The sequence below is a fragment of the Gordonia polyisoprenivorans genome, from assembly GCF_017654315.1.
Taxonomy (GTDB): Bacteria; Actinomycetota; Actinomycetes; order Mycobacteriales; family Mycobacteriaceae; genus Gordonia; species Gordonia polyisoprenivorans_A.
On the sequence record NZ_CP072203.1, the window covers coordinates 5,788,019 to 5,811,551 of the forward strand.

General features: G+C 68.2%; 21 protein-coding genes. 10 read left to right on the forward strand and 11 right to left on the reverse strand.

Going from position 1 to position 23,533, the window contains the following annotated elements:
- Positions 1-3 precede the first annotated feature (3 nt).
- On the forward strand, positions 4-1,539 hold the full coding sequence (locus tag J6U32_RS25990; RefSeq protein ID WP_208792790.1) for a helix-turn-helix domain-containing protein: 1,536 nt from the start codon (positions 4-6) through the stop codon (positions 1,537-1,539).
- A 12-nt stretch (positions 1,540-1,551) separates the two neighbouring features.
- Here the strand turns inward: J6U32_RS25990 and J6U32_RS25995 are convergent, their stop codons facing one another.
- The gene (locus J6U32_RS25995) at positions 1,552-2,655 is read right to left on the reverse strand and encodes an FUSC family protein (RefSeq protein WP_208792791.1); all 1,104 of its coding nucleotides are present in this window, start codon (positions 2,653-2,655) and stop codon (positions 1,552-1,554) included.
- A 37-nt stretch (positions 2,656-2,692) separates the two neighbouring features.
- Positions 2,693-3,121 carry a DUF3151 domain-containing protein gene (locus J6U32_RS26000; protein ID WP_208792792.1) on the reverse strand — a complete coding sequence of 143 codons (429 nt, stop codon included), beginning with the start codon at positions 3,119-3,121 and terminating at the stop codon, positions 2,693-2,695.
- 658 nt (positions 3,122-3,779) lie between these two features.
- On the opposite strand from J6U32_RS26000, the gene J6U32_RS26005 reads away from it, so the two are divergent.
- Entirely contained in the window at positions 3,780-5,474 is a 1,695-nt protein-coding gene (locus J6U32_RS26005; protein ID WP_208792793.1) for an Rv0361 family membrane protein, read from the forward strand.
- Positions 5,471-6,121: a hypothetical protein gene (locus J6U32_RS26010; protein ID WP_208792794.1), complete on the forward strand. Its 651-nt coding sequence runs from the start codon at positions 5,471-5,473 to the stop codon at positions 6,119-6,121. Before J6U32_RS26005 ends, J6U32_RS26010 begins: the two co-directional genes overlap by 4 nt.
- Here the strand turns inward: J6U32_RS26010 and J6U32_RS26015 are convergent.
- Together J6U32_RS26015 and fbaA are read right to left on the reverse strand one after the other, a co-directional pair.
- Entirely contained in the window at positions 6,111-6,257 is a 147-nt protein-coding gene (locus J6U32_RS26015) for a hypothetical protein (RefSeq protein ID WP_208792795.1), read from the reverse strand. The genes J6U32_RS26010 and J6U32_RS26015 overlap by 11 nt on opposite strands.
- Positions 6,258-6,340: 83 nt before the next feature.
- Positions 6,341-7,375 (reverse strand): class II fructose-bisphosphate aldolase, encoded by a 1,035-nt coding sequence (gene fbaA / locus J6U32_RS26020; RefSeq protein ID WP_208792796.1) that lies wholly within the window; start codon positions 7,373-7,375, stop codon positions 6,341-6,343.
- A 154-nt stretch (positions 7,376-7,529) separates the two neighbouring features.
- Here fbaA and J6U32_RS26025 point away from each other — a divergent pair, with 154 nt between their 5' ends.
- Both J6U32_RS26025 and J6U32_RS26030 read left to right on the forward strand, forming a co-directional pair.
- On the forward strand, positions 7,530-8,246 hold the full coding sequence (locus J6U32_RS26025; protein ID WP_208792797.1) for a VTT domain-containing protein: 717 nt from the start codon (positions 7,530-7,532) through the stop codon (positions 8,244-8,246).
- Positions 8,247-8,345: 99 nt separating this feature from the next.
- Positions 8,346-9,110, forward strand: coding sequence for a DedA family protein (locus J6U32_RS26030; RefSeq protein WP_208792798.1), 765 nt, complete (start codon positions 8,346-8,348; stop codon positions 9,108-9,110).
- 25 nt (positions 9,111-9,135) lie between these two features.
- On the opposite strand, the gene J6U32_RS26035 is transcribed toward J6U32_RS26030, so the two are convergent.
- The 5 genes from J6U32_RS26035 to J6U32_RS26055 all read right to left on the reverse strand — a co-directional run bounded on the left by J6U32_RS26035 (position 9,136) and on the right by J6U32_RS26055 (position 13,782).
- On the reverse strand, positions 9,136-10,278 hold the full coding sequence (locus tag J6U32_RS26035) for a phosphatase PAP2 family protein (protein WP_425324095.1): 1,143 nt from the start codon (positions 10,276-10,278) through the stop codon (positions 9,136-9,138).
- A 110-nt stretch (positions 10,279-10,388) separates the two neighbouring features.
- Positions 10,389-11,081 carry a TrmH family RNA methyltransferase gene (locus J6U32_RS26040; protein ID WP_208792800.1) on the reverse strand — a complete coding sequence of 231 codons (693 nt, stop codon included), beginning with the start codon at positions 11,079-11,081 and terminating at the stop codon, positions 10,389-10,391.
- 3 nt (positions 11,082-11,084) lie between these two features.
- Positions 11,085-11,645 (reverse strand): orotate phosphoribosyltransferase, encoded by a 561-nt coding sequence (gene pyrE, locus J6U32_RS26045; RefSeq protein ID WP_208792801.1) that lies wholly within the window; start codon positions 11,643-11,645, stop codon positions 11,085-11,087.
- A 60-nt stretch (positions 11,646-11,705) separates the two neighbouring features.
- Positions 11,706-12,743: a hypothetical protein gene (locus J6U32_RS26050; protein WP_208792802.1), complete on the reverse strand. Its 1,038-nt coding sequence runs from the start codon at positions 12,741-12,743 to the stop codon at positions 11,706-11,708.
- Between the two features lie 16 nt (positions 12,744-12,759).
- The gene (locus J6U32_RS26055; RefSeq protein WP_208792803.1) at positions 12,760-13,782 is read right to left on the reverse strand and encodes a D-2-hydroxyacid dehydrogenase; all 1,023 of its coding nucleotides are present in this window, start codon (positions 13,780-13,782) and stop codon (positions 12,760-12,762) included.
- A 278-nt stretch (positions 13,783-14,060) separates the two neighbouring features.
- Between J6U32_RS26055 and J6U32_RS26060 the strand changes: the two genes are divergently transcribed.
- Positions 14,061-14,633 (forward strand): GtrA family protein, encoded by a 573-nt coding sequence (locus J6U32_RS26060; protein ID WP_208792804.1) that lies wholly within the window; start codon positions 14,061-14,063, stop codon positions 14,631-14,633.
- Between the two features lie 53 nt (positions 14,634-14,686).
- On the opposite strand, the gene J6U32_RS26065 is transcribed toward J6U32_RS26060, so the two are convergent.
- Both J6U32_RS26065 and J6U32_RS26070 read right to left on the reverse strand, forming a co-directional pair.
- Entirely contained in the window at positions 14,687-16,123 is a 1,437-nt protein-coding gene (locus J6U32_RS26065) for a GntP family permease (RefSeq protein WP_208792805.1), read from the reverse strand.
- 112 nt (positions 16,124-16,235) lie between these two features.
- Positions 16,236-16,751, reverse strand: a complete 516-nt coding sequence (locus tag J6U32_RS26070; RefSeq protein WP_208792806.1) for a LacI family DNA-binding transcriptional regulator — start codon at positions 16,749-16,751, stop codon at positions 16,236-16,238.
- A 74-nt stretch (positions 16,752-16,825) separates the two neighbouring features.
- Between J6U32_RS26070 and J6U32_RS26075 the strand changes: the two genes are divergently transcribed.
- The 4 genes from J6U32_RS26075 to J6U32_RS26090 all read left to right on the forward strand — a co-directional run bounded on the left by J6U32_RS26075 (position 16,826) and on the right by J6U32_RS26090 (position 23,506).
- A complete protein-coding gene (locus J6U32_RS26075; protein WP_208792807.1) occupies positions 16,826-17,644 on the forward strand; it encodes an LLM class F420-dependent oxidoreductase in 819 nt (272 codons plus the stop codon).
- A gap of 63 nt (positions 17,645-17,707) precedes the next feature.
- Entirely contained in the window at positions 17,708-19,000 is a 1,293-nt protein-coding gene (locus J6U32_RS26080; protein ID WP_208792808.1) for an aspartate aminotransferase family protein, read from the forward strand.
- 7 nt (positions 19,001-19,007) lie between these two features.
- Positions 19,008-22,016, forward strand: coding sequence for an FAD-binding and (Fe-S)-binding domain-containing protein (locus J6U32_RS26085; protein ID WP_208792809.1), 3,009 nt, complete (start codon positions 19,008-19,010; stop codon positions 22,014-22,016).
- Positions 22,013-23,506 (forward strand): NAD-dependent succinate-semialdehyde dehydrogenase, encoded by a 1,494-nt coding sequence (locus J6U32_RS26090; protein ID WP_208792810.1) that lies wholly within the window; start codon positions 22,013-22,015, stop codon positions 23,504-23,506. The genes J6U32_RS26085 and J6U32_RS26090 overlap by 4 nt, the downstream gene beginning before the upstream one ends.
- Positions 23,507-23,533: the final 27 nt, after the last annotated feature.

Here is a 23,533-nt window from a genome sequence, read left to right on the forward strand (position 1 = left end):
GGCATGCTCGCCCACCCGATCGAACCGGAGCCCGGGATCGGTTGTCACCACAGCCGTCCTCGGCACATCGGACTCACCGTGGCCGACCTCTCCGCGCGCACCGGGGCTCCCATCGTGACCCCGGATTCCGACTCCACGGCGCCTCTCGAGCATGTCGTCGATGTCGGCTCGACCGCGAAACCTCGAGCCGAGGATGCACCGGTCTTCGCCGGCGAAGCCCACGCCGCAACCGCGGTGGTCTTACTGCGCTGGGCATCGCTCCGGCCGGACGGTCCGCTGCCCGACCTGCTGCCCTTGTTCACGAGCTGGTTCCGCAGGTACCGACCGGCGGCGATCGTCGTCTCTCCTGCGCGACCGGTGAATCCGCCGCCCCTGGTGATCGATCACGTACGCCGACTCGGCAGTGTGCTGCTCTGGGATCGGTCGGGCGACCCACACCTCGCACAGCGCCTGCGCGACGCGTTGCGCCCATCCGACGCCGATGTCACCGAGCCCGATCCCGAGGGGCTCAGTGCTCGGCTCCTCTCGGTCGCCGACAACCTGCCGGCGATCTGTGACGCTCTCGGGGAGGCCATCGGTGCCCGTGTCGAGCTGCGCCGGAAGGGCTTTCGCAGCCGCCGTACCACCGCCGGCTCACCGATCGTGATGCCTCTGGGTACCCATGCAGACCTGATTGTCGATTCCGACCACGCGCTCGGGGATGCCCAGCGAGCGCTGGTCGAGTCCGCATGCCCCCTCCTCACATTGCACGCCCGGATCTCCGACGGGACCGACGACGAACGCGGCGTCGAGTCCTCACGGGCACTCCGTGACATCCTCGGCGATGACCTGGCCTTACGCGAGCAGGCCATTCGACGCAGCGTTCGGCTCAACCTCTTCGGCAATCAGGCCATGGTGGCGATCGCGGTCGAACCGTTCAACGTGTCGGTCGACCTACCGGGACTCGGACGGCTTCGATCCGAGATCGCGCCCGTCGCAGCGCGTTTCGATCCGAGTTCATCGACAGCGGTCAAGGACGGTCTGGCCGTCGTACTGATTTCCGATCGGGTCGACTTGTCGGTTTTCCTTCGGGAACTCTGCCGGACGATCACCGTTCCGATCGCCGTGGGCGTCGGCGACGCGGTGTCCTCGCCTCGTGGGATCCCGGGCTCTTTCCGGCAGGCCCGCCGTGCGGTGGCGGTCGGACGCCGCACCGGAGCGATCAACCGCTTGACGCTGCACTCGGAGCTCGGAGTGCTCGCATTGTTGTACCAGCTACCCGAACACGCTCGCCGAGAGTTCGTGGCCACCACGTTGGGTCCGATCGCCGACACGTCGGCCGATGCCCAGGAGCAACGCCGGGTACTACGGGTGTTGCGGGCGACCGACTGCAACGTCAGCGAATCCGCACGCCGGCTGTTCGTACACCCGAACACGTTGCGCGCCAAGGTCTCGCGGATCGAGAAGGTCGTCGGACCGATCCTCACCGATCCCGAGAACCGGCTCACCGTCTTCACCGCACTGACCATGTACTCCCTCGACAGCAACAGCGACGAGTGACCATCGCGACGTTCAGCGCAGTGTCGCCACCGCAGACGACCGCCGCAATCCGGCGACCATCAACAGATCGACGAGCAGCGACCGGATCTCGGCGAGCAATGCGGTCTCCGACATCCCGCGTTCGGCGACGAGTTCGGCTCGCGCCTTGCGGGCGATCGTGCGCAGGACGCGCGCGGCGTCGGCCGGGTCCGGCGAGTGCCCCGGGTCGGCGAGCATCATCTCGCGCAGGATCTCGAACGCATCCCCGAGATCGCCGATGATCTCGATGAGTTCGGGACGCACGTCCTCACCACGCTGGGTGATTCCCAGGGCCCGTCGCGCGATGATCCGAAAGTTGCGGACCCCGTTGTCGATCGGGTCTGCGGTCGCCGAAATCCGTTGCAGCCGAAGCCGCGACCCCCAGTACAGCGGCGAGAGGGTGCTGATCTCGCGGCCACCGCTCATGTCCTGCCGCATCGTGTTGATCGCTCCCTGGGTTCCGCGCGCCTTCTCCAGTGCGGCGAACACCATGGATTCGTCACCGGCACGCATACCCTCGGCCAGTTGCCGCGCGGCATCGCGGACCGTCGCGAGGACGGTGGCGGCGTCCCGGCGGGCGCGGGCCGCGGGATTCGCGGGCAGTAACGCCCCGACCAGGATGCCGATCAAACCGCCGGTCAGGGCGTCGATCGCCCGATGGAAGCCCCCGATCCCGCCCGGCGGCAACAGGGTCGCCACCAGCACCGCAGACGACGCCGCCTGCATCGGGATGAGCGGACCGTCGTCGAGGAAGACCGCCACAGCCATCGCCAATGCCACCACTACGACGATCTGCCAACCGCCACTACCGATTTCGACGATCAACAGATCGCCGACGAGGATACCGATGGTGACCCCGGCGACGAGCTCGACCGATCGGCGCCATCGGCGACCCAGGGAGAGTCCGAGGGAGATGACCGCGGCGATCGGGGCGAAGAACGGCTGCTGGTGACCCAGCACCTCCAACGCGAACCACCATCCGAGTCCGGCGGCGATGGCGCACTGCGCAATCGGGACCGCCGACAACCAGAGCCGGCGGATGCGCACCCGCAACAACCGCGGCAGTGCCTCGTAGCGGCGGCGAGCCCAGGTGGTCATCGGCGTCACGAATCCGGGTCGTGAGAAGACTCGGAGGTCAGTTCAAACCGAGCTGCCCGGCGGCGTTCGGGTCGCTGTCGTTGAGCAGATCGAGGCACCGCAGGTACTCGTCCTCTTCACCGACCGCCTGGGCAGCGCGTGCCAGCGCGCCGACACAGCGCAGGAAACCCTGGTTGGGTTCGTGGCTCCACGGCACCGGACCGAACCCCTTCCAGCCGTGCCGCCGCAATTGGTCGAGGCCGCGGTGATAACCGGTGCGGGCGTAGGCGTAGGCCTCGATCACCTTGAGTGTGTCCGGTGTACCGCTCAACGCACGTTCGGCCAGGTACGCCCAGGCGATCGACGCGGTCGGGTGCTGCGCGGCCACCTCGGCCGGCTCGGCGCCGTTGAGCAGCGCCGATTCGGCGTCGTCGTCGCCGGTCAGCAGGACGGGCTGAGGGCCCAGGAGGTCTCCGAAGGAAGTCACCCCACCATTCAAGCATCGCGGCGCGCGCGACCACGACACGCCGCGTGAGGTCGACCCCGAGACGCCGACGTCGGATTCATCCGTTCGATCGGATGACCAAGTCTCCCCAGGTGATGATGTGCGCGCCCGTTCGCTAGTGTGAATGACGCACTTCGTGGCGTGACGTTGTGTGATGCCGTTCTCGGTGTTGGACGGATTTCTCGTGGGCAAACTTCGAGCGTGGTGTTCGAGGAAGGTTGGGTGATGACCGATGGCGCAGTCTGACGACCGGAAGTCAGCTGTCACCAGGGCTTTTTCGAAGCTGCGCAAGATGCGGGAATCACGGGCGTCCGACCCCGCCGACGTCGGCCGGCCCCCGCGGCCCACGGCTCCCGGGCCGCGGCCGGCAGCGAATGTGCCACCCCGTCCGACCGGCGCGCCCGGTGTCTCGCGCCCGGCATCCACCGGCACCCCTGCCTCCGGCCCGGATGCCCAGACGCGTCCGCTCCGCACGCAGCCACCCGCCGGACCGCCTCGCACAGCGTCACCATCCGCGCGACCTGCAGCATCCGGGCGACCGGACGACCAGGATAACGCCGTCCGCAGTGACAACGCCGTCCGCAGTGACACGGACACCACCTCGCCGGATTCGGCCGACACCACGGATACAGGAGACAAGGTGACCGAACACCCGAGGCCGCGCGGGGGACGTGGCATCGACTCGGCGACCAAGGTCATCAGCCGATCCGACCTTCCCGACGCCGCCGACCTCGAGGATCTCGAGAACGTCGACCCCTACGGCGGTGCGCGCGACGAGAGCGCCGCAACTTCCGGCGCCGAGGACGCGACCGAACAGAGCGCCACAGCTGCGGAGAACACCGCGGAGTCGGTGCCTGCGGAGGCGGCCGCCGAGCAGTCCGATGACACTCGATCCGACGAGGACTCCGACACCGCGTCGGCACCCGACGAAGCAGCCGAAACAGAAGGCACGGACTCGGAGAAGGCCGACTCCGCGGGGACCGACGAGACTCCCGCCGACGAGGCCAGCCCAGAGACCGACTCCGACGGGACCGATACCGACGGCGACCACAGGGCTGCGGCCACCGTCGCCGCGGCAGACGCCGCTGCCGCCGGTACCGCCGCAGCGGTCGCCGCAACGTCCTCGGACAACGACGACGCCGATACCGACGACACCGACACAGTCGCCGACACGAGCGAAGCCGTCGCGGCAGATGACGCTACGACGGATGACGCTGCGACGACTGCCCCGGACACCGAAGAACCAGCCGCCGAGCAGGCCGCAACCGAGCCCGTCGCGTCGGACTCCGACGAACCGGCCGGCCCGGATACCGAGGTGAGCGAGGCCGAGTCTGCGGTTTCCGAGGACTCCACCGTCGAGACCCCTGCTTCCGAGACCCCCGACGCCGAGGAGCCTGCCGCCGGGATTGCGGAGTCGGACGAGGAGACCGAGGCCGACTCCGACCAGACCGAGGAGCATCTCGCCGAGGCCGATGCGGACGAGGCGCTCATCGACGAGGACACCGCCGACAAGGTCGACGCCGAAGAAGCCGAGACCGTCGAGGCGGACGACGAGTGGGACGAGACTTCCGCCGACACCGAGTCCGCCGACACCGAGTCCAGCGAGGCCGAGACCGCCAAGCTGCCGGCAGCATCGGCCGCGACCGAAACGCCTGCCGACGAGATCGGGGCCGAAGAGGCTGGGGCCGACGAGACCGGGGCCGAGCAGGTTCCGGCGGACGACTCGAAGACGCAGATCCTCACCAAGCCCGCCGCCGCAGCGGCCGGAGCGGGTGCTGTCGCCGCAGGCGCAGCCGCCGCGACCGGGACCGCTGCCACCCAGGGCTGGTCGACCACGGCCCACCAACCGCAGGTCATCCCCGGTGATCAGGAGAAGCAGCCGAAGCCGGCGAAGTCGGGCGGCGGCCGCCGTCGCACGGGCATTCTGGTCTCGGCGGTCGCCGCGGTGGTCGTGATCGCCGCGATCGTCATCGGCGTCTTCGCGTACTTCCAGCTACGCCCGCAGGCACCCGAGGACGCCGCCGCCGACGCCGCGAAGACCTACGGCAATGCCGTCTATGACGGCGACCTGCAGACATTGCGCAACGTCACCTGCGGCAACAAGCTCGCCTACTACCAGAACATGCAGGACGGCGACTGGACCAAGCTCTACCAGTCACAGAAAGCCCGCAACGAACTGGTCAAGGTGGAGAGCATCAACGCCGTCCGCGTCGACGGCAACACCGCGCTGGTCGAGGTGACGGCCGTCAACACGAGTACGCCCAACCAGCCGCAACGCGTCGCGATCAACCTGCAGAAGCAGGGCGACAACTGGAAGGTCTGCGACCAGCAGTGACCGACGAGCGCACCGCGGGTGATCCGCCGGCGGACGACGCCGGCGCCGACGCGGTGCCCACTCGACCATTCGACGGTCAGGGTCGTCACCAGCGTCCGGCGCCGCCTCCCGACCGCCCGCCATTGCCGATGGGGGTGCGCCCGGCGGTACCCAACGGCCGACCTCCCGTGCCTGGCGCACATCACGCTGATCGACCTGTCCCACAACAGAATTCGGTACTCCCTGCTGCATCGGCAGCCGGTTGGGGGCCGCCCCCGGCGGAGGTGGACAGCGTCTTCACCCGCGCCACCGAGCCCCTCGTCACTCCCGCGCCACCGGTGTCGGGTGAACCGAACCGCCGGATGCAGGCTCCTCCACTGCGGGGCCACGTCCCGCCGCAGGCACCTGCGGCGCAGGCCGGCCCGCTGCCCTACGCGCATCCGCCGACACCCGACGCGGCCCGGGGTGCTACGTCACGCCCCAGCTCAGCGCGGCCCGACTCCTCGCGCTCCTCGTCCTCGCGGTCCACGTCGTCACAGTCCACGTCGTCACGCAACGCACAGAGTCGAGCCCACCGGCACCGTCGCCCCGACCCGATGGTCATCGGTGCGGCGATCGTGATGGTCTTACTCGCGGTCGCCGTCCTCGTCGGCATCCTCACTCTCTGAGGTCCCGCCCGACCGCGCCGACAGCGCTCTCCCCCACGCCGACAGCGCTCACCAGAGCGCCGTCGGCGAACTGAAGAGCGCCGTCGGCGAACTGAAGAGCGCTGTCGGCGAAATCCGGAGCGCCATCGGCGGGCACGAAAGCACAACGGCGGCGCTCGGATTCACCGGACGCCGCCGCCGACACCCCCGGGGATGCTCACCGGAGAGCGCTCAATTACTTCAGGCGCTGATCGACTTACCCACCGACTTGAGGTCGGTGCAGGCCTCGACGACGCGCTCGCTCATCGAGGTCTCGGCCTTCTTGCTCCACACGCGTGGATCGTAGGTCTTCTTGTTGCCCACGTCGCCGTCGACCTTCAGCACACCGTCGTAGTTGCTGAACATGTGGCCGGCCACCGGACGCGTGTAGGCGTACTGGGTGTCGGTGTCGACGTTCATCTTGACGACGCCGTAGCTCAGGGCTTCGTCGATCTCGCTCTTCAGCGAGCCGGAGCCACCGTGGAAGACGAAGTCGAACGGCTTGGATCCGTCGGCCAGGCCGAGCTTCTTGGTCGCCACTTCCTGGCCGGTGTTCAGCACGTCGGGACGCAGCTTCACGTTGCCGGGCTTGTACACACCGTGGACGTTGCCGAACGTGGCGGCCAGCAGGTACTTGCCCTTCTCGCCGATGCCGAGCGCGGCGACGGTCTTCTCGAAGTCCTCGGGGGTGGTGAACAGCTTGTCGTCGATCGCAGCCTCGACGCCGTCCTCCTCACCGCCGACGACGCCGATCTCGATCTCCAGGATGATCTTGGCTGCGGCGGCCTTGGCCAGAAGCTCCTGCGCGATCTCGAGGTTCTCGTCGATCGGGACCGCCGACCCGTCCCACATGTGCGACTGGAACAGCGGGTCCTTGCCCGCGTCGACGCGCTCCTGGCTGATCGCGAGCAGCGGCCGGACGTAGGTGTCGAGCTTGTCCTTGGGGCAGTGGTCGGTGTGCAGCGCGATGGTCACGTCGTACTTCGCGGCGACGACGTGGGCGAACTCGGCCAGCGCGACCGCACCGGTCACCATGTCCTTGACGCCGAGACCCGAACCGAATTCTGCACCGCCGGTCGAGAACTGGATGATGCCGTCGCTGCCGGCGTCCGCGAAGCCCTTGATGGCCGCATTGATCGTCGACGACGACGTGCAGTTGATCGCCGGGAACGCGTAGCCACCCTCCTTTGCCTTCTGGAACATCTCGGCGTACTGCTCGGGGGTTGCAATGGGCATTTCACGTCCTCCAACCGGATAAGGTTTCACGCTTCGAGTCGGGTCACTCCTGTTCAGTATGGCAAGGTCGCTCACACCGCGCGCAGCGGCGTCCGAGGGTCGCCGACCGGCAGGTTCTGCGAACGCTCGCCTCCACCAGGTACCCTCGGGACCCGTGACCGAATTCGCATTTGCCGCAAAAACGACAAATCTGGCCCTGCTTCCGGGGTTCCTCGATCCGGTCAACCTGCTCAACTCGTTCGGCACGTGGATTCTCGCGGGCCTGCTGCTGGTCATCTTCATCGAGTCCGGCCTGCTGTTCCCGCTGCTTCCGGGCGACTCGCTGTTGTTCACCGCGGGGCTGATCGTCGCCGCGAAGTCCGCCGACATCGAGCCGTTCGCGCCGTTGTGGGTGCTGCTGGTGACCATCCCGATCGCCGCCTTCCTCGGTGACCAGGTCGGTTATCTCATCGGCAATCGCCTCGGATACTCCCTGTTCCGGCCGAACGCGAAGGTGCTGAAGGAGCGCTACATCGTCGAGGCGCACGAGTTCTTCGAGAAGCACGGTCCGATCACCATCGTGCTGGCGCGCTTCGTCCCGATCGTGCGGACCTATGCCCCGCTCGTGGCCGGTGCGGCGAAGATGCGGTACTCGATCTTCCTCACCTACAACGTCGTCGGCGCGATCCTGTGGGGTGCCGGGGTGACGCTGCTCGGGTATTTCCTCGGCCAGATCGCGTTCATCCGTGACAACGTCGACTACATCTTCCTGTTGATCGTGTTCGTCTCGGTGCTGCCGATCATCTCCGAGGTCGTCAAGCGGGTGCTCCGGTCGCGTCGGGCGATCACCGAGGAGCCGGTGGCCTCACCCACGCCGGCCGACCACTCCTGACCCGCACCGCCGGTCCCCCGCCCGGTCCCCAACGCCACACACCGACCCGCCAGCATCCATCTGGCTAACCCTCAGGCTGCCCGCGTAGCCTGGTGACCCGTGATTGACTCCGCACTTGCCCATACCACCACCACCGTGGTCGCACTGCCGGGCATCCTCGACCCCATCAACGTGCTCAGCTGGTTCGGCGCCTGGGCGTTCTGGGGTCTGCTCCTGGTGATCCTCATCGAATCCGGCGTCCTGTTCCCGGTGTTGCCGGGCGACTCGCTGCTGTTCGTGGCCGGCATGGTCGTCGCCGCGGGCGCGGGCGGCACCGAGGGCATCGACAAGTTCGCCTCACTGTGGCAGCTACTCGTCTTCATTCCGATCGCGGCGATCATCGGCGGTCAGATCGGCTACTGGATCGGCCGCTTCATCGGTACCGAGATGTTCAAGCCCGACGCCCGGTTCCTCAAGGAGCGTTACCTCGTCGAGGCCAACGAGTTCTTCGAGAAGCACGGGCCGATCACCATCTTCTTGGCGCGCTTCGTGCCGATCGTGCGCACACTGGCTCCGATCGTCGCCGGCGCCGCCCGGATGAAGTGGGCGGTGTTCGCCGTCTACAACGTGGTCGGCGCGATCGTCTGGGGTGCGGGCATCGTGCTGCTCGGCTACTGGCTCGGACGGTTCGAGGTCATCCAGAAGCTCATCGAACCGATCTTCATCCTGATCGTCATCCTGTCGATCGCACCGATGCTCATCGAGTGGTATCGCAGGCGCCGGGCCGCCAAGCGCGCCCCGGCCGCCGACGCCCTGTCCACCGATGCCACGGCCGCCGACGTCACGGCAGCGCCCGCCGACGACCGGCGGACCGACACCGTCTGAGTCGACGGCGCCGGCCGGTCGGACGCTATCCGCTCACCGCGTACGCCGCGGCCAGGTCGATGCGCACCCATCCCCCGTTGGCACCGGCCTGGTCCAGCGGATAGCCGGCGGGGATGGCGGTGCGTCGCAGGATGTCGAGGCGCTGCGCGTCACTGAGGTGCGGGAATCGCGAGCGCAGTAGTGCCGCGGCCTGGGTCGGGATGGCGTTCACCTGGTTCGGGGAGATCCGCGAAAATCCGAATGTCATCAGCTCCTGGGCATTCGACACCGCCTGCGACGTCGGCGCCACGGTCGGGTCGTCGGCGAGCGCCCGGGCCACCGGCTCACCGAGCGCGGTCCGGAGCTGCTCGCGCAACTGATCGCCGGCGGCGTCGACGAGCCGGGCGAATGCCGGATCGGAAAGCCGCTCGGAGGCGACAGCCAGGCCCATGATCCGGCCGCCCATCACATCGAGCGGGTAGTGCACGCCGAGCACCATGCGACTGAGTCCGATGTGGCCGGACTGGGCGAGGATCTGCGGTCCGGCCTCGGGCAGCCAGTAGGCCAGCAGCGCACCCTGCCAGAACGCCTGGCTGGAGTGGCCGGACGGGTACGAGCCGTTGCCGGCGAGGTCGCCGTAGAGATCCGAGCCTGGCCGGTTGTAGCGCTTGATCTGTGCGGGCGCGACGACGAAGGGCCGCGGATTGTTGTAGTACTGCTTCTCGATCAGCGTGGTCTGCAACGGGATTCCGGCGCGCGCGGTGTCGCCCTTGACCAACTGCGCGACCTTGGGCAGTTTGCCCGCGGCCAACAGTTGCCGGAACGCGGTACCGACCTTGGTGCCCAAGGCCTGTGACAGGGAGACGATCCGGTCGTCGTAGTTGATCGCGACGGCGTCGGCCTGCTGGGCCGGTGTCGCGGAGTTGTTGACCGACACTACCTTTGCGAGATTCTGCTTCATGAGGTCGGGCCGTTGGGCGCGTAGCACCGCGAAGCCGTCGAGTTCCGGGAGATACGTTCCGCTCGGCGGTACGTCGGAGGCGAAGGGGCCGACGAGCTGCGCGGTGGAGAATCCCGCGGGCGCGGTGGCCGGTGCCGGCGCCGCGTGCGCAACGGGCGCTCCGACCATCAGGAGCACAGCGAACATCGAGAGCAGGACCGAGCGCACACGCAACGACATGGCCATCACTCTGACTGATGTCCGACTCTTCGGGCAAGGTGGGGGCGGGTGTTCATGTCTCGTTCGCCGCTCCGTCATCCGGGCGCCGCCCGTCTCCCGTGCCGGGCAGCCGAGTGCGGCTACCAGGCCTGCCCGAGGTCGGCGTGCTGACGAATCCACGCGTGCATGGCAATTCCGGCGGCCACCCCGGCGTTGATGCTGCGGGTGGAGCCGAACTGTGCGATCGAGACGGTCAGATCGGCCTGCTCCTGCGCATCCACACTCACACCCGGCCCCTCCTGACCGAACAGCAGCACGCATTCGCGCGGCAGTTCGGCGGTCTCCAACGGCTGCGCGCCCGGGGTGTTGTCGACGGCGACGACCTTCAGATCCTTCTCGCGCGCCCACGCGATCAGGTCGGCGACGGTGTCGTGATGTTCGAGGTGCTGATAGCGGTCGGTCACCATGGCGCCGCGGCGATTCCAGCGTCGACGCCCGACGATGTGCACCGCGGCCACCGCAAAGGCGTTGGCGGTGCGCACCACGGTGCCGATGTTGGCGTCGTGGGCGAAGTTCTCGATGGCCACATGCAGTGGATGTCGCCGGGAGTCGATGTCGGCGACGATCGCCTCGCGCGTCCAATATCGGTAGGCGTCAACGACATTGCGGGTGTCGCCTGCTGCCAGCAGCTGCGCGTCGTAGCGCGGGTCGTCCGGCGGCGGACCGTCGTGCTCGGCCGCCCAGGGCCCCACCCCGACCGCCGGCGCCGACCCAAACTGCCACTCCGTCGGACCGGGCTCGTCGGCGGTCGGTTGCGGTTCGTCGTCGGCCACGCCTCAGGCGAGGCCGAGATCGGCCAGCGTCAACAGCGACCGGTAGGGCACGCCGAGCGCCTCGATGACCTTGTCGGCGCCGGTATCTCGATCGACGACGGTCGCCACACCGATCACCGTCGCGCCGGCTTCACGTGCCGCCTCGACCGCGGTCGACGGTGACGCCCCGGTGGTCGAGGTGTCCTCGACGACCAGCACGCGTCGCCCGGAGATGTCGGGTCCTTCGATCCGACGTTGCATCCCATGGGTTTTGGCGGCCTTGCGCACCACGAAGGCATCAATGGCACGGCCACCCGCATGCATGATCGATGTCGCCACCGGGTCGGCGCCCAGGGTGAGTCCGCCGACGGCGTCGTATTCCCAGTCGGCGGTGAGTTGCCGCATGAGCGTGCCGATCAGCGGCGAGGCCTGATGGTGCAGCGTTGCCCGGCGCAGGTCGACGTAGTAGTCGGCCTCCTTGCCCGACGAGAGCGTCACCTTGCCGTGCACCACCGAGAGTTCTTTGACCAGTTCGGCGAGCACCTCGCGATCGGCGGTATCGACGGACGGAATCGGTGCGGACACTACAGAACTCGCTCTCTTCTCGCGGATCGGACACCGACCCCCAACGGGTCGGTCGTGTGATCAGTTGCGGCGGTGGCGGTTTCGCCGTGACGGCATCTCGCTCGGGCCGGTCCGCGCCTGTCGCGTCGGCGGCGCGACGTCGTCGTCGAGATCGACGTCCTCGTCGGTCTCCGGTGGACGGGTCGCCTTGCCGCGCACCGGCATCGGCGCCATCGGACGGCCGGCGGCAGGTCGGGGTTCGGCCGGGGCCGGACGGCCTTCCGCGGGCGGAGCGGGGCGCCGCGGACGTGGTGCCACCTCGGCGGGCTTGCGCAGCGCGGTCGGCACAGCGGCGTCGGAGCCCGCCCCGTCACGCTCCGCCCCGTCACGAGCTGCGGCCTCCATGCGTGCGCGCCGGTTCTTGTCGCGCATGTTCTCGGTCTTCTCGTCGGCCAGCTCGGCACGGGTCGGGCCGTGTGGATCGCGCGGGTCGGGAGCGTCCTGCGGCTCACGCAGCGGCGGCAGCACCCGCAGCAGGTCGGCGAAGCGCCGCACGACCTCCAGGCCGGTGTCGAGTTCGGTGGCGTCGTCGGTCAGCGGTAGCGACCCCAGAGCCCAGTTGCCCTCGTTCCACAGCACCTCGACGTAGGCCGGGGCCTTGTTGGCCAGCGCGACCATGCGCCGGTCACACACGCGGCGGGCGGCGTCGAGGTTGTTGGAGAACATCACGCGCGGGCCCATCGCGCCGAGCAGTTCCACGTCCTCCTCGGCGGGGGCGAGGACGTCCTCGTGCCGCAGGTCGACGACCACGGCGGACGGTGTCGACCGGCGGACCGCGATCACCGTGGCGGTCTCGGAGAGGTCGAAGACGACGGCCTCTGCACCGCCGTAGTGCCCGTAGGCGACGTTCTCCACGGAGACGGTGTCGGGGGCGTTCATGGTGGCGCGGCGGAACACCGTACGGAGCTTGGTGTCGGTCTCGCGGAACTTGAAGTCGTGCTCGTCGCCCCAGATCGCTCGCTGGTGCCTCGTGACCGAGGAACGGCGGCGATCGAGCCACAGCAGGGCCACCGCCCCGGCCAAGGCAATGGCGGCGATCACGAAGTAGACGATGGTCATCGCGCTACAGACTACTTCAGGGCGTGGCCGGGTCGCGCCGCACGACGTACCCCCGGGCCTTGTCGACGACGTTGCCGAGGTGGGTTTCCAGGTCGTCATCACCGGCGTCGACGTATCGGCGCAGGTTATCGAGGATCTGCGTGCTCAGCACGTCACGCCATCCGACGACGTCGCCGCTCAGGTGCGCCGAGATCGCGACGTTGTCCATCCCCCACAGCGGACTGTCGGCGGGCAGGGGTTCGGTGACGAACACATCGAGCGATGCCGCACCGATCTCCCCGGTCTGCAGCGCCTCGATCAATGCCGGCTCGTCGACGAGGTCACCGCGCCCCACGTTGATCAGATGGGCGTCATCGCGCATCGCCGCGAGCACCTCGGCGTCGATCATGGTGCGCGTTGCCGCGGTCAGCGGCGCGATCGCGACCACCGTGTCGAACTCGCCGACGTACTCGGCCAGCCGCGCGGTCTCGAGGACCACACCGAAGTCGGGGTCGTGATCGCGAGCGCGTCGTCCGGCGCCGGTGACCTCGATTCCGACCGCACGCAGCAACCGGGCGATCTCCCGGCCGATGCCACCCGTACCGATCACCAGAGCCGACGTCCCGGTGGTCGAGCGCGTCTCCCGCCAGCGCCACTCCCGGCGCGACTGCAGGCGCATCGATTCGTGCAGCAGTTTGTCGCGGGCCAGGATCGAGGCGAGGACGAATTCCGCGATGGGGCGATCGAAGACGCCGTGGGCGTTGGTCACCACCACATCGGAGTCGGTCAACTCGTCGAACAGCAGCGAATCCACCCCGGCCGCGCACACGTGCACCCACCGCAGCGCGTCGGCGTGGGCCCAGTTGTCCCGTAGTGCGCGCGAGAAGAAGTCCCACACCACCAGCACATCGGCGCCCGGCAGCGCCGAGCCGAGTTCGTCTGCGGTGGTGTGCCGGATGTCGGCAATGGCCTCGAGCGCGGCGAGATCGGTGGGCGGCGCGACGTCGGGCGAGCCCAGTAGGGCGATCACGGGACGGACGTCGGGGTCTCCGGTAGCCATGGGTCCAACGTAGCGGCGGGCGCGGATCACGACGGGGAGGCCATAATTTCGGCAACTCGGCTCCCTTCACCCGGTGCACCGCATTCACGGCCCACGGAATTCTGCGAGTGCATGACTCGCCGAGATCGATAATCGGCCGAGCGGGATATGTCCTCCGAATGACACGCGAATTATCGATCGCCACGGCCCACCAGCCACTTCCGATCCAAGCCACTCCGTCGCGTGTGTCACGGATCACAATTCAGGGTTGGGGATTTCGGTGGCGTATATTGCCCTAGGTGATCGCGACGCTGGACGAAAAATATGCCACCCATGTGAGAAATCTCGGGCAATTCGCCCGTTTCGGCATCGTGGGCGCATCCGGTGTCGTCGTCAATATGATCGTCGCCGTCCTGATGAACAAGGCGCATGGCGGTACCGCCAACGCGTTCAACGTGATCTGGCATATTCCGGGTTCGGCCTACAACGTGCGTTTCACCGTGCTGGTGTGGATCGTCGGATTCCTCGTGGCCAACTTCGTCAACTTCCAGCTCAATCGGTCGTGGACCTTCAAGAGCTCCCGGCATGCGACGTGGTGGTCGGAATTCTGGCCGTTCCTCGCGGTGGGTAGCGTCGCCGCGATCGTCGGACTGTTCCTGAAGGTGGGCTTCACCAACCCCACCTCACCGCTCTACCTCTCGTCGTCGTTCTTCCACGAGGCCGCGGGCCTGCACTCCCGCGAGTACTGGGCGCAGATCATCACGATCGTCATCACCATGCCGATCAACTTCATCGTCAACAAGCTCTGGACATTCCGGGCGGTGCGCTCGCCCGCGCAGCCCGCTCCCGTCGACGCCGGCACGCCTGTCTGAGCATCACGCTCCGGGTTCCACCATCCGGGCACCCCGTGCCTCACGTGACCCGATCACGTGAAGCACGACAGGATCAGCACCATCGCCAATCCGACGACGCTGACGATGGTTTGGGTCGAGGTGTGAATTCTCGTGGCCTGCCCCAGGGTCATGCCGAAGGACTCCTTGACGAGCCAGAAGCCGGCGTGGTTCACGTAGTTCAGTCCGATCGAGCCCGCACCGATCGCCACGACCACCAGGGATGCCTGCCAGCTCCCCGATGAGGCAACAAGCGGCGCAACGATCCCCGTCGACGACACGATGCCCACGGTGGCCGAGCCGGTCGACGCGGAGAGCAGCAGGGCCAGCAGCCAGGCCAGCACGATCACCCCGATGTGCAGATGGGATGCCGCGGCAGCCACCGCGTCGCCGATGCCCGATCCCTTGAGTACGCCGTTGAACGCCCCACCGCCGCCGATGATCAGCAGGATGCCGACGATCGCCTTCAGACTCTCCGCACCGGAGCGCCGCAGTTCCTCGCCCTTGCGACCACGGGCGAAACCCAGGAAGAACAGCGCGTACAAGAATCCGATGAGCATCGCGATCACCGGCGTACCGACGAGGGTCGCGGCCTGCACGAACACATTTCCGCCGGGCCAGATGATCTCGGCGAGAGTGCGCACCAGCATGAGCACGACGGGCAACGCGATGGCACTCAACGCGATACCGATCGGCACCTCGGTTCGAACGCGCTCGGTGGTCGCGGCGCCGCCTGCCGGCACACCGGCACCGGCCAGGCTCCGCGCGGGCGCCGGCCCCGACGCCCCGGTGAACTGCTCGATCAGCATCGGATCGGGGTCGACGGTCACGCGGCTCTGCATGAAACGCGCGAACAGGGGGCCCGCGATCAGCACTGTCGGTACCGCACAGGCGAATCCGATCAGGATCGTCTTGCCGAGGTCGGCGTGCAGGCCGTCGATGGCCACCAACGGGCCGGGGTGCGGGGGCACCATGCCGTGCAGGGTCGCCAGCGCCGCGATGGTCGGGATCACCAGGATCACATACGGCGAGCGCACATCGGGCCGCTCCGCGCGGACGCGTTCGGCAACGCTGAACACCAACGGCAGCAAGATGATCAGACCGACCTCGAAGAACATGGGAATGCCGATGACGAAGGCCGCCGCGGTCATCATCAGCGGCAGGGTCCGCGTGGTGGATCGATTGACGATCGCCTCGGCGATGCGATTGGTCGCCCCCGAATCGGCCATGAGTCGCCCCAACATCGTTCCCAGTGCAAGGGTCAGGCCCACGTCACCGAGGATGCTGCCGGCGCCGTCCTCCATGCTCGCCGCGAGGTCGTGGGGCGATTCACCGGCCAGCAGCCCGGCTGCGACGGACACCACCAGAAGCGCCACGAACGGGTGGAGTTTGATCCTCGAATTGATGAGCAGGATGAGACAGGCGATGGCTCCCACCAGAACGAGTAGGAGATACCAACCATGTGCAGTCACGAGAATTACACCCCTTCGTCACGAGCGTTCCGGACCGCGGTGGACCGTTCCGGAATCGATTCCGGACGAGTATGAGCAGGCTCACACCGGAATGTCAACCGCGTGGCGGGAGCTACCGACCGGCCGCCGCGGACGTCTCCACGTGCTCGAGCAGCAGGGCGACGGCCTCGGCCGTGCGCGTCGGGATGTCGCCATCGGCGGTGCTCATCGTCACCGTCGGGACGCCGAGACCGCCGATATCGGTTCCGACGACGAGAATGCCGTCGACCGACAGTGACCGGAGTGCAGAAGTCGACGGTCCGGTCGCCTCGGCGGCGACCACGAGCAGCTGATACCCACGCGCGGCGGCTGCGCTCGCCGCCGATCGCAGCAGGTCACCGGCAGCGTCGTCGTCGAGCGGCACGGAGATCGCCAAGACGCCGAAACGTCCGGTCCGCAGCGCCTGCGCCCCCCGATGGGGCTGGTACCCCATCGTCTCGGCGATCTCGGCGATGCGCGCACGAGTGGCCTCGCCGACCTCGTCACGGCCGGACAGCGCGCGGGAGGCGGTGGCCTTGCCGACACCGGCGGCGCGCGCCACATCGGCGAGCGACACCCGCTTCATCCGCCGGCCTCCTGAGGGACTCATGGTCGGAACACGACGTTCGGACATGAACTTGTTCACAGCATGGCACAAGCCTCCTACGCCCCTAGGCTGGTCCCATGACACAGCCGGCGCGCATTGCCGTTCAGGTCAAGCCCCAGCACGCCTCGTTCGCCGATCTGCGTCGCGCCGCGGCGCTGGTCGAGGAACTCGGCGCCGACATGCTGCTCACGTGGGATCACTTCTTTCCGTTGTCCGGTGATCCCGACGGCCGCCATTTCGAGGCGTGGACCACCCTGTCGGCCTGGGCCGAATCGACCGACCGCGTCGAGTTGGGCGTTCTGGTCTCGTCCGTGGGTTACCGGAACCCGAACCTGTTGGCCGACATGGCACGCACCGTCGACCACATCAGTGCGCGTGACGGTACGGGCCGGTTGATCCTCGGCATCGGCGCCGGCTGGTTCGAGCGCGACTACACCTCCTACGGATTCGAATTCGGCACGGTGGCACAACGTTTGCGGGCCCTCGACGACGATCTACCGGCGATCCGGGAGCGCTGGGACCGGCTGAATCCGGTTCCCACGCGCAGAATCCCGATCCTCATCGGCGGTGGCGGCGAGAAGGTGACCCTGCGGATCGCCGCGCAGCACGCCGACATCTGGCACGGCTTCGGTGACGCCGAGACCATCGCCCACAAGCACCGGGTGCTCGACGACTGGTGCGTTCGGGTCGGGCGCGATCCCGGCGAGATCGTGCGCTCGGCCGGGGTGAGCCCGAAGCCGGGACGCTTTCCCGAGGATCTCGACGACTATCCGGCGTCGGCGGAGAAGTTGTACGCCGTCGGTACGCGGATCTTCACCGTCGGACTCGAGGCCCCGACCTGGGATCCCGGACCCATCCGCGATCTGGTCGCCTGGCGCGACGCGCGCAACGCCTGACGTCACCACCGGCGCCGCTGTCCAATTGTTGACAATCCGACGATTGGCCGTCACCGTGGTCCCATGACCGCCGTCGAACACCTCACCCAGACCGCGACCTTGTCCCCCATCCTCAAACAGGCCACGCCGGTGATCGTCGATCACGCGCAGGGCTCGTGGGTGTACGGGACCGACGGCCAGTCCTACCTCGACTTCACCACCGGCATCGGGGTCACCAGCACCGGCCATTGCCACCCGCGGGTGGTCGCCGCCGCTCAGGAGCAGTGCGCCAAGGTCATTCACGCCCAGTACACGACGGTCATGCATCCGCCGTTGCTCGAACTGACGGCGAAACTCGGCGGGGTCCTCCCGCTCGGCCTCGACTCGGTGTTCTACGCGAACTCCGGGTCGGAGGCCGTCGAGGCCGCAATCCGACTGGCCCGGATGGCCACAGCGCGGCCCAACATCGTTGTGTTCCAGGGTGGTTTTCACGGACGCACCGTCGCCGCGGCCAGCCTCACCACCGCGGGCACCCGGTTCTCCGCAGGCTTCTCCCCACTGATGGGCGGGGTGCACATGGCCCCGTTTCCCTACGCCTACCGCTACGGCTGGGACACCGAGACCGCCGTCGATTTCGCCCTCACCGAACTCGACTACCTGCTCACCTCACGCGTGGCGCCCGACGACACCGCCGCCTTCCTCATCGAACCCGTCCTCGGCGACGGCGGCTATCTCCCCACTCCCCCAAGGTTTCTCGCCGGATTGCGCGAGCGCGCCGATCGCCACGGCATCCTACTGATCCTCGACGAGGTCCAGGCCGGCTTCGGTCGCACCGGACGGTTCTGGGGCCACCAGCATGCCCCGATCAGCCCCGACATCCTGATCACCGCCAAGGGACTCGCCTCCGGCTTCCCGATCTCGGCGATCGCCGCACCCACCGACCTGATGGCCAAGGCCTGGCCGGGTTCGCAGGGCGGCACCTACGGCGGCAACGCCGTCGCCGCGGCAGCCGCGGTCGCCACCCTCGAGGTGATCGCCGAGGAGAACCTCGTCGACAACGCCGCCATCCGCGGAGAGCAACTCCTCACCGGTATCCGCGAGGTGACCGCCGGACTCGACACCGTCGGCGACGTCCGCGGACTCGGCCTGATGATCGGCATCGAATTCGTCACCCGCGACGGTGACCGTCGCATACCCGACGCCGCGACCGCACTCGCGGTTCAGCGCGCCACCACCGCCCACGGGTTGCTGACCCTGACCTGCGGTCCTGCGGGCAATGTGGTGCGCCTGATCCCCGCACTCGTCGTCACCGCCGACGAGATCGCGCTCGGGATCGAACGCTTTGGCGCTGCGGTGCATTCGGTTCTCGGAGCATGATCAGCTCATGACAGGTGTGGCGCAGCGGGCGGTGGGGCCTGTTCCCGATGCCGACGACGCGGCCGGCGCGCTCCTCGACGACCTGACCGCCCACGATCTGCTCGTCGACGCCTCGACCCGCCGGCGCGCGGAATACTCCTACGACGCCTCCAACTATCGGGTACCTCCGCTGGCGGTGGTGTTCCCCCGCAATGCTGACGAGGTCGCACTCACCGCACGGCTGTGCCACCGCCACGAGGTGCCGATCATCGCCCGCGGCGGCGGAACCTCCATGGCGGGCAACGCGATCGGCGCCGGCATCGTCATCGACCTGTCGCGGCACATGCGGACGGTCGGCGTCGTCGACGCCGACTCACGCACGGTCACCGCCGATTCCGGGGTGATCCTCACCGAACTCGCCGCGCAGGTGCGCGCCCGCACCGACGGTCGGCTGACCTTCGCCCCCGATCCGTCGTCGGCGTCGCGGGCCACCCTGGGCGGTGCGATCGGCAACGACGCCTGCGGCAATCACTCGGTTCGCCACGGACGCACCAGCGATCATGTCGAGGCACTGCATCTGGTGACCGCCGACGGTCTACGCCTCACCGCCACCCGGACCGGGGTGCATGCCACCGAGCCCGACGACGCCGAGGCCGATTCCCGCGCAACCGAACTCACCGCGGCACTGCGCGATCTCGTCGGCCGCAATCTCGCGATCCTGCGCACCGACCTCGATACCATTCCGCGCCAGGTGTCGGGGTATCACCTCTCACACCTGTTGCCGGAGCACGGTTTCGACGTCGCTCGGGCGCTCGTCGGCAGCGAGGGCGGCTGCGCGATCGTCACCTCGGCCGTCGTTCGTCTGGTACCCGTGCCGACCTCACAGCTGCTGCTCTGTGTCGGCTATCGCTCTGTCGCCGACGCCGCACGCGACGTGCCGGCCATCCTGCCGTTCGAGCCGTCGGCGATCGAGGGGATCGACCGCAAGATCGTCTCCACCATGGCCGCCCGACGCGGACCGGACTCGGTCGCCGGACTTCCCGACGGTGACGCGTGGCTGTTCATCGATCTCGACGACACCAGCGCGGCAGCACAATCGGCGGTCGACGTACCGGCCACCATCGATCGCCTGCTCGCCGAGCTACGCGCGACCGGCCGCATGGTGGACGCGACCGTCGTCTCCGACCCCGCGGTGCGGTCATCGCTGTGGCGGGTCCGTGAGGACGGCGCGGGACTCTCGGCCCGCCTGATCACCGAGGACCACACCTACGAGTCGTGGCCCGGATGGGAGGATGCCGCCGTCGCACCCGATCGTCTTGCCGACTACCTCGTCGACTTCAAGCGACTTCTCGACGAGCACGGCCTCACCGGCGTCATGTACGGCCACTTCGGCGCCGGGTGTATGCACGTGCGCATCACCTTCGATCTACGCACCACCGAGGGCCGTTCGGTCATGCGCCGATTCTGTACGGATGCAGCGCATCTGGTGGTGTCGCACGGCGGATCGCTGTCGGGTGAGCACGGCGACGGGCGAGCGCGTTCGGAGTTGTTGCCGATCATGTATTCACCGGAGATGTTGCGCGCCTTCGACGATTTCAAGCGACTCTGGGATCCGTTGGGGCTCCTCAACCCGACGGCCGTCGTCGAGCCTGCGCCGATCACCGCCGATCTGGCTCTCGCCGAGGTGCCGAATCGGGTGTGGATCGATGCCGGTTCGCTCGCCCAACAAGGCTCGAGTCTTACGGGATCGCTCGATTCCTTCATCCATTCCGTGCAGGGCTGCATCGGGGTGGGCCGGTGTCGTACCTCGTCCGGCGGCGTCATGTGCCCGAGTTATCGGGCCACCCGCGACGAGAAGGACTCCACCCGTGGTCGGGCACGCGTCCTTCAGGAGATGGTCCGCACCGCGCCGACCGTCGAATCCGGTTGGCGGTCCACCGACGTCGCCGACGCCCTGGATCTGTGCCTGTCGTGCAAGGCGTGTTCCACCGATTGCCCGACGGGCGTCGACATGGCGTCCTACAAGTCGGAGTTCCTCGACCATCACTACCGCCGACGACTCCGTCCGGCGTCGCATTACTCCCTGGGCTGGATGCCGGCGTGGCTACCGCTCGCGACGGCTGCGGCACCGTTGATCAACCGGTCGATGGGTGCACCGCCGTTGCGCCGCTTGGCCGCTCGGCTCGGCGGCCTCGACGCTCGCCGCGCGATGCCCGCCTTCGCCACCCGCCGCGAGGTGCGCACCCACCTTGCCCCGCTGCCCGCGGTCACCGACACCACCGACACGGTCTTGCTGGTCGACACCTTCACCCGAGCCTTCCGGCCGCACGTCGCCACCGCCACCGCACGGTTGCTCGGCGCCACCGGTGAGAGCGTCGGCTGCCGCAGCGACGCCTGCTGCGGGCTCACCTGGATCTCGACCGGGCAACTGTCTCGGGCCCGAAAGACCCTCGCGCACACCGCCGAACTCCTCGACGACGGCACCGACCGGCCGATCGTGGTCCCCGAACCGAGTTGCGCCGCAGCCTTGCGCAAGGATCTTCCCGACCTCGTCGACACCGCCGCGGCCCGGCGGGTGTCCGCGCGTGTGCACAGCGTCGCCTCGATCGTCGGGCACCTGCTCGACGCCGGCTTCACCCCCACCGGTCTCCCGACGGCGGTCACGCTGCAAACCCACTGCCACGAGTACGCGACGTTCGGCGCCGGCACCGGTGCACAGGTACTGTCGCGACTCGGCGTGCAGGTCCGCACCGCCGACGGATGCTGCGGTGTGGCAGGCAACTTCGGGTTCGAACGCGGCCACTACGACGTCAGTGTCGCCGTCGCCGAGCACGCCCTCGCACCGGCCCTGCGCGCCGACTCCACCACGCCGGTCGTGACCGACGGATTCAGTTGCGCGATGAGCGTCGAGCACCTCACCGCCACCGACCCACTGATCAACGCCACCGGTATCCATCTCGCCGAACTCCTCGCACCCGCGCCGACAGCGCCCCCGATCACGCCGAGAGCGCCCGACACCCATGGAGGTTCCGCATGACCACCACCGAATCCCGCACCGTCCCGGCCATCGCGGGCATCCACACCGACCTCCTCATCGACGGCCACTGGCAGCCTGCGGCATCGGGCCGGCGGTTCGATGTGGAGAACCCGGCCACCGGGGAGATCCTGGCGTCGGTCGCCGACGCCGGAGCCGACGACGCGCTGGCCGCGGTGCGGGTCGCCGCCGACACGCAGGCGCGGTGGGCCGCGACGAGTCCTCGCGAGCGTAGCGAGATCCTTTATCGGGCTTACCAAATCATCATCGATCGCACCGACGAGTTCGCCGCGGTGATGACCGCAGAGATGGGTAAGCCGTTGGCCGAGGCGCGGGGTGAGGTCGCCTACGGCGCCGAGTTCTTCCGATGGTTCGCCGAGGAGGCGGTGCGTATCAGCGGTGACGCCACCACCACCGGCGACGGCGGTAACCGGATCGTCGTCACCCGCCGCCCGGTCGGTCCGTGCGTACTGATCACGCCGTGGAACTTCCCGCTGGCCATGGGAACCCGCAAGATCGGGCCGGCCGTCGCGGCCGGGTGCACGATGGTGTTCAAACCCGCCGAGCTCACCCCGTTGACCTCGCTGTTGCTCGCCGACGTGCTGCGTGAGGCCGGTCTGCCCGACGGCGTCCTCAACGTCGTCACCACCACCGATCCCGGAGCCGTCGTCGGGGCGTGGATGGCGTCGGGTCTGGCCCGCAAGGTCAGTTTCACCGGCTCCACCGAAGTCGGCAAGCTGCTCATCGCCCAGGCCGCCGAGCAAGTCATGCGCACGTCGATGGAGTTGGGCGGCAACGCCCCGTTCATCGTGTGCGACGACGCCGACGTCACCCGCGCCGTCGACGCCGTGATGGTCGCGAAGATGCGCAACATGGGACAGGCGTGCACCGCCGCGAACCGGATCTTCGTACACCGCAGCGTGTTCGACGAGTTCGCCGACGCGCTCACCGAGCGGATGAGCGCCCTGACCGTCGGTGACGGCGCAGTCGAGGGCACCACCGTCGGACCGCTCATCGAGGAGAAAGCCGTCGCCAAGGTCGAACGTCTCGTCGCCGACGCCGTCGACCGCGGCGCCCAGGTGCGTTGCGGCGGTGCCCGCGTCGACGGCGCCGGGCATTTCTACCTGCCGACCGTGCTGACCGAGGTCGATCCCGACGCCGACCTTGTCCACACCGAGATCTTCGGTCCGGTCGCAGCCCTGATCCCCTTCGACGGCAACGGTATCGACGCAGATCAGAAGGTCCTCTCCCTCGCCAACTCCACGCCGTGGGGACTTGTCGGTTACGTTTGCAGTGAGAACGCCGACCGGCTGTCCGATCTCGCCGATGCCCTCGAGGTCGGGATGGTCGGTCTCAACACCGGGCTGGTCTCCAACCCCGCAGCACCGTTCGGCGGGATCAAACAGTCGGGCCTGGGTCGCGAAGGTGGCCGGCTGGGCATCGAGGAGTTCCTCGACGTCAAATACACCTCCAGCCCGGTCCGTCGGCGCTGACACCCACCGGCCGAACCAGGAGAAGCC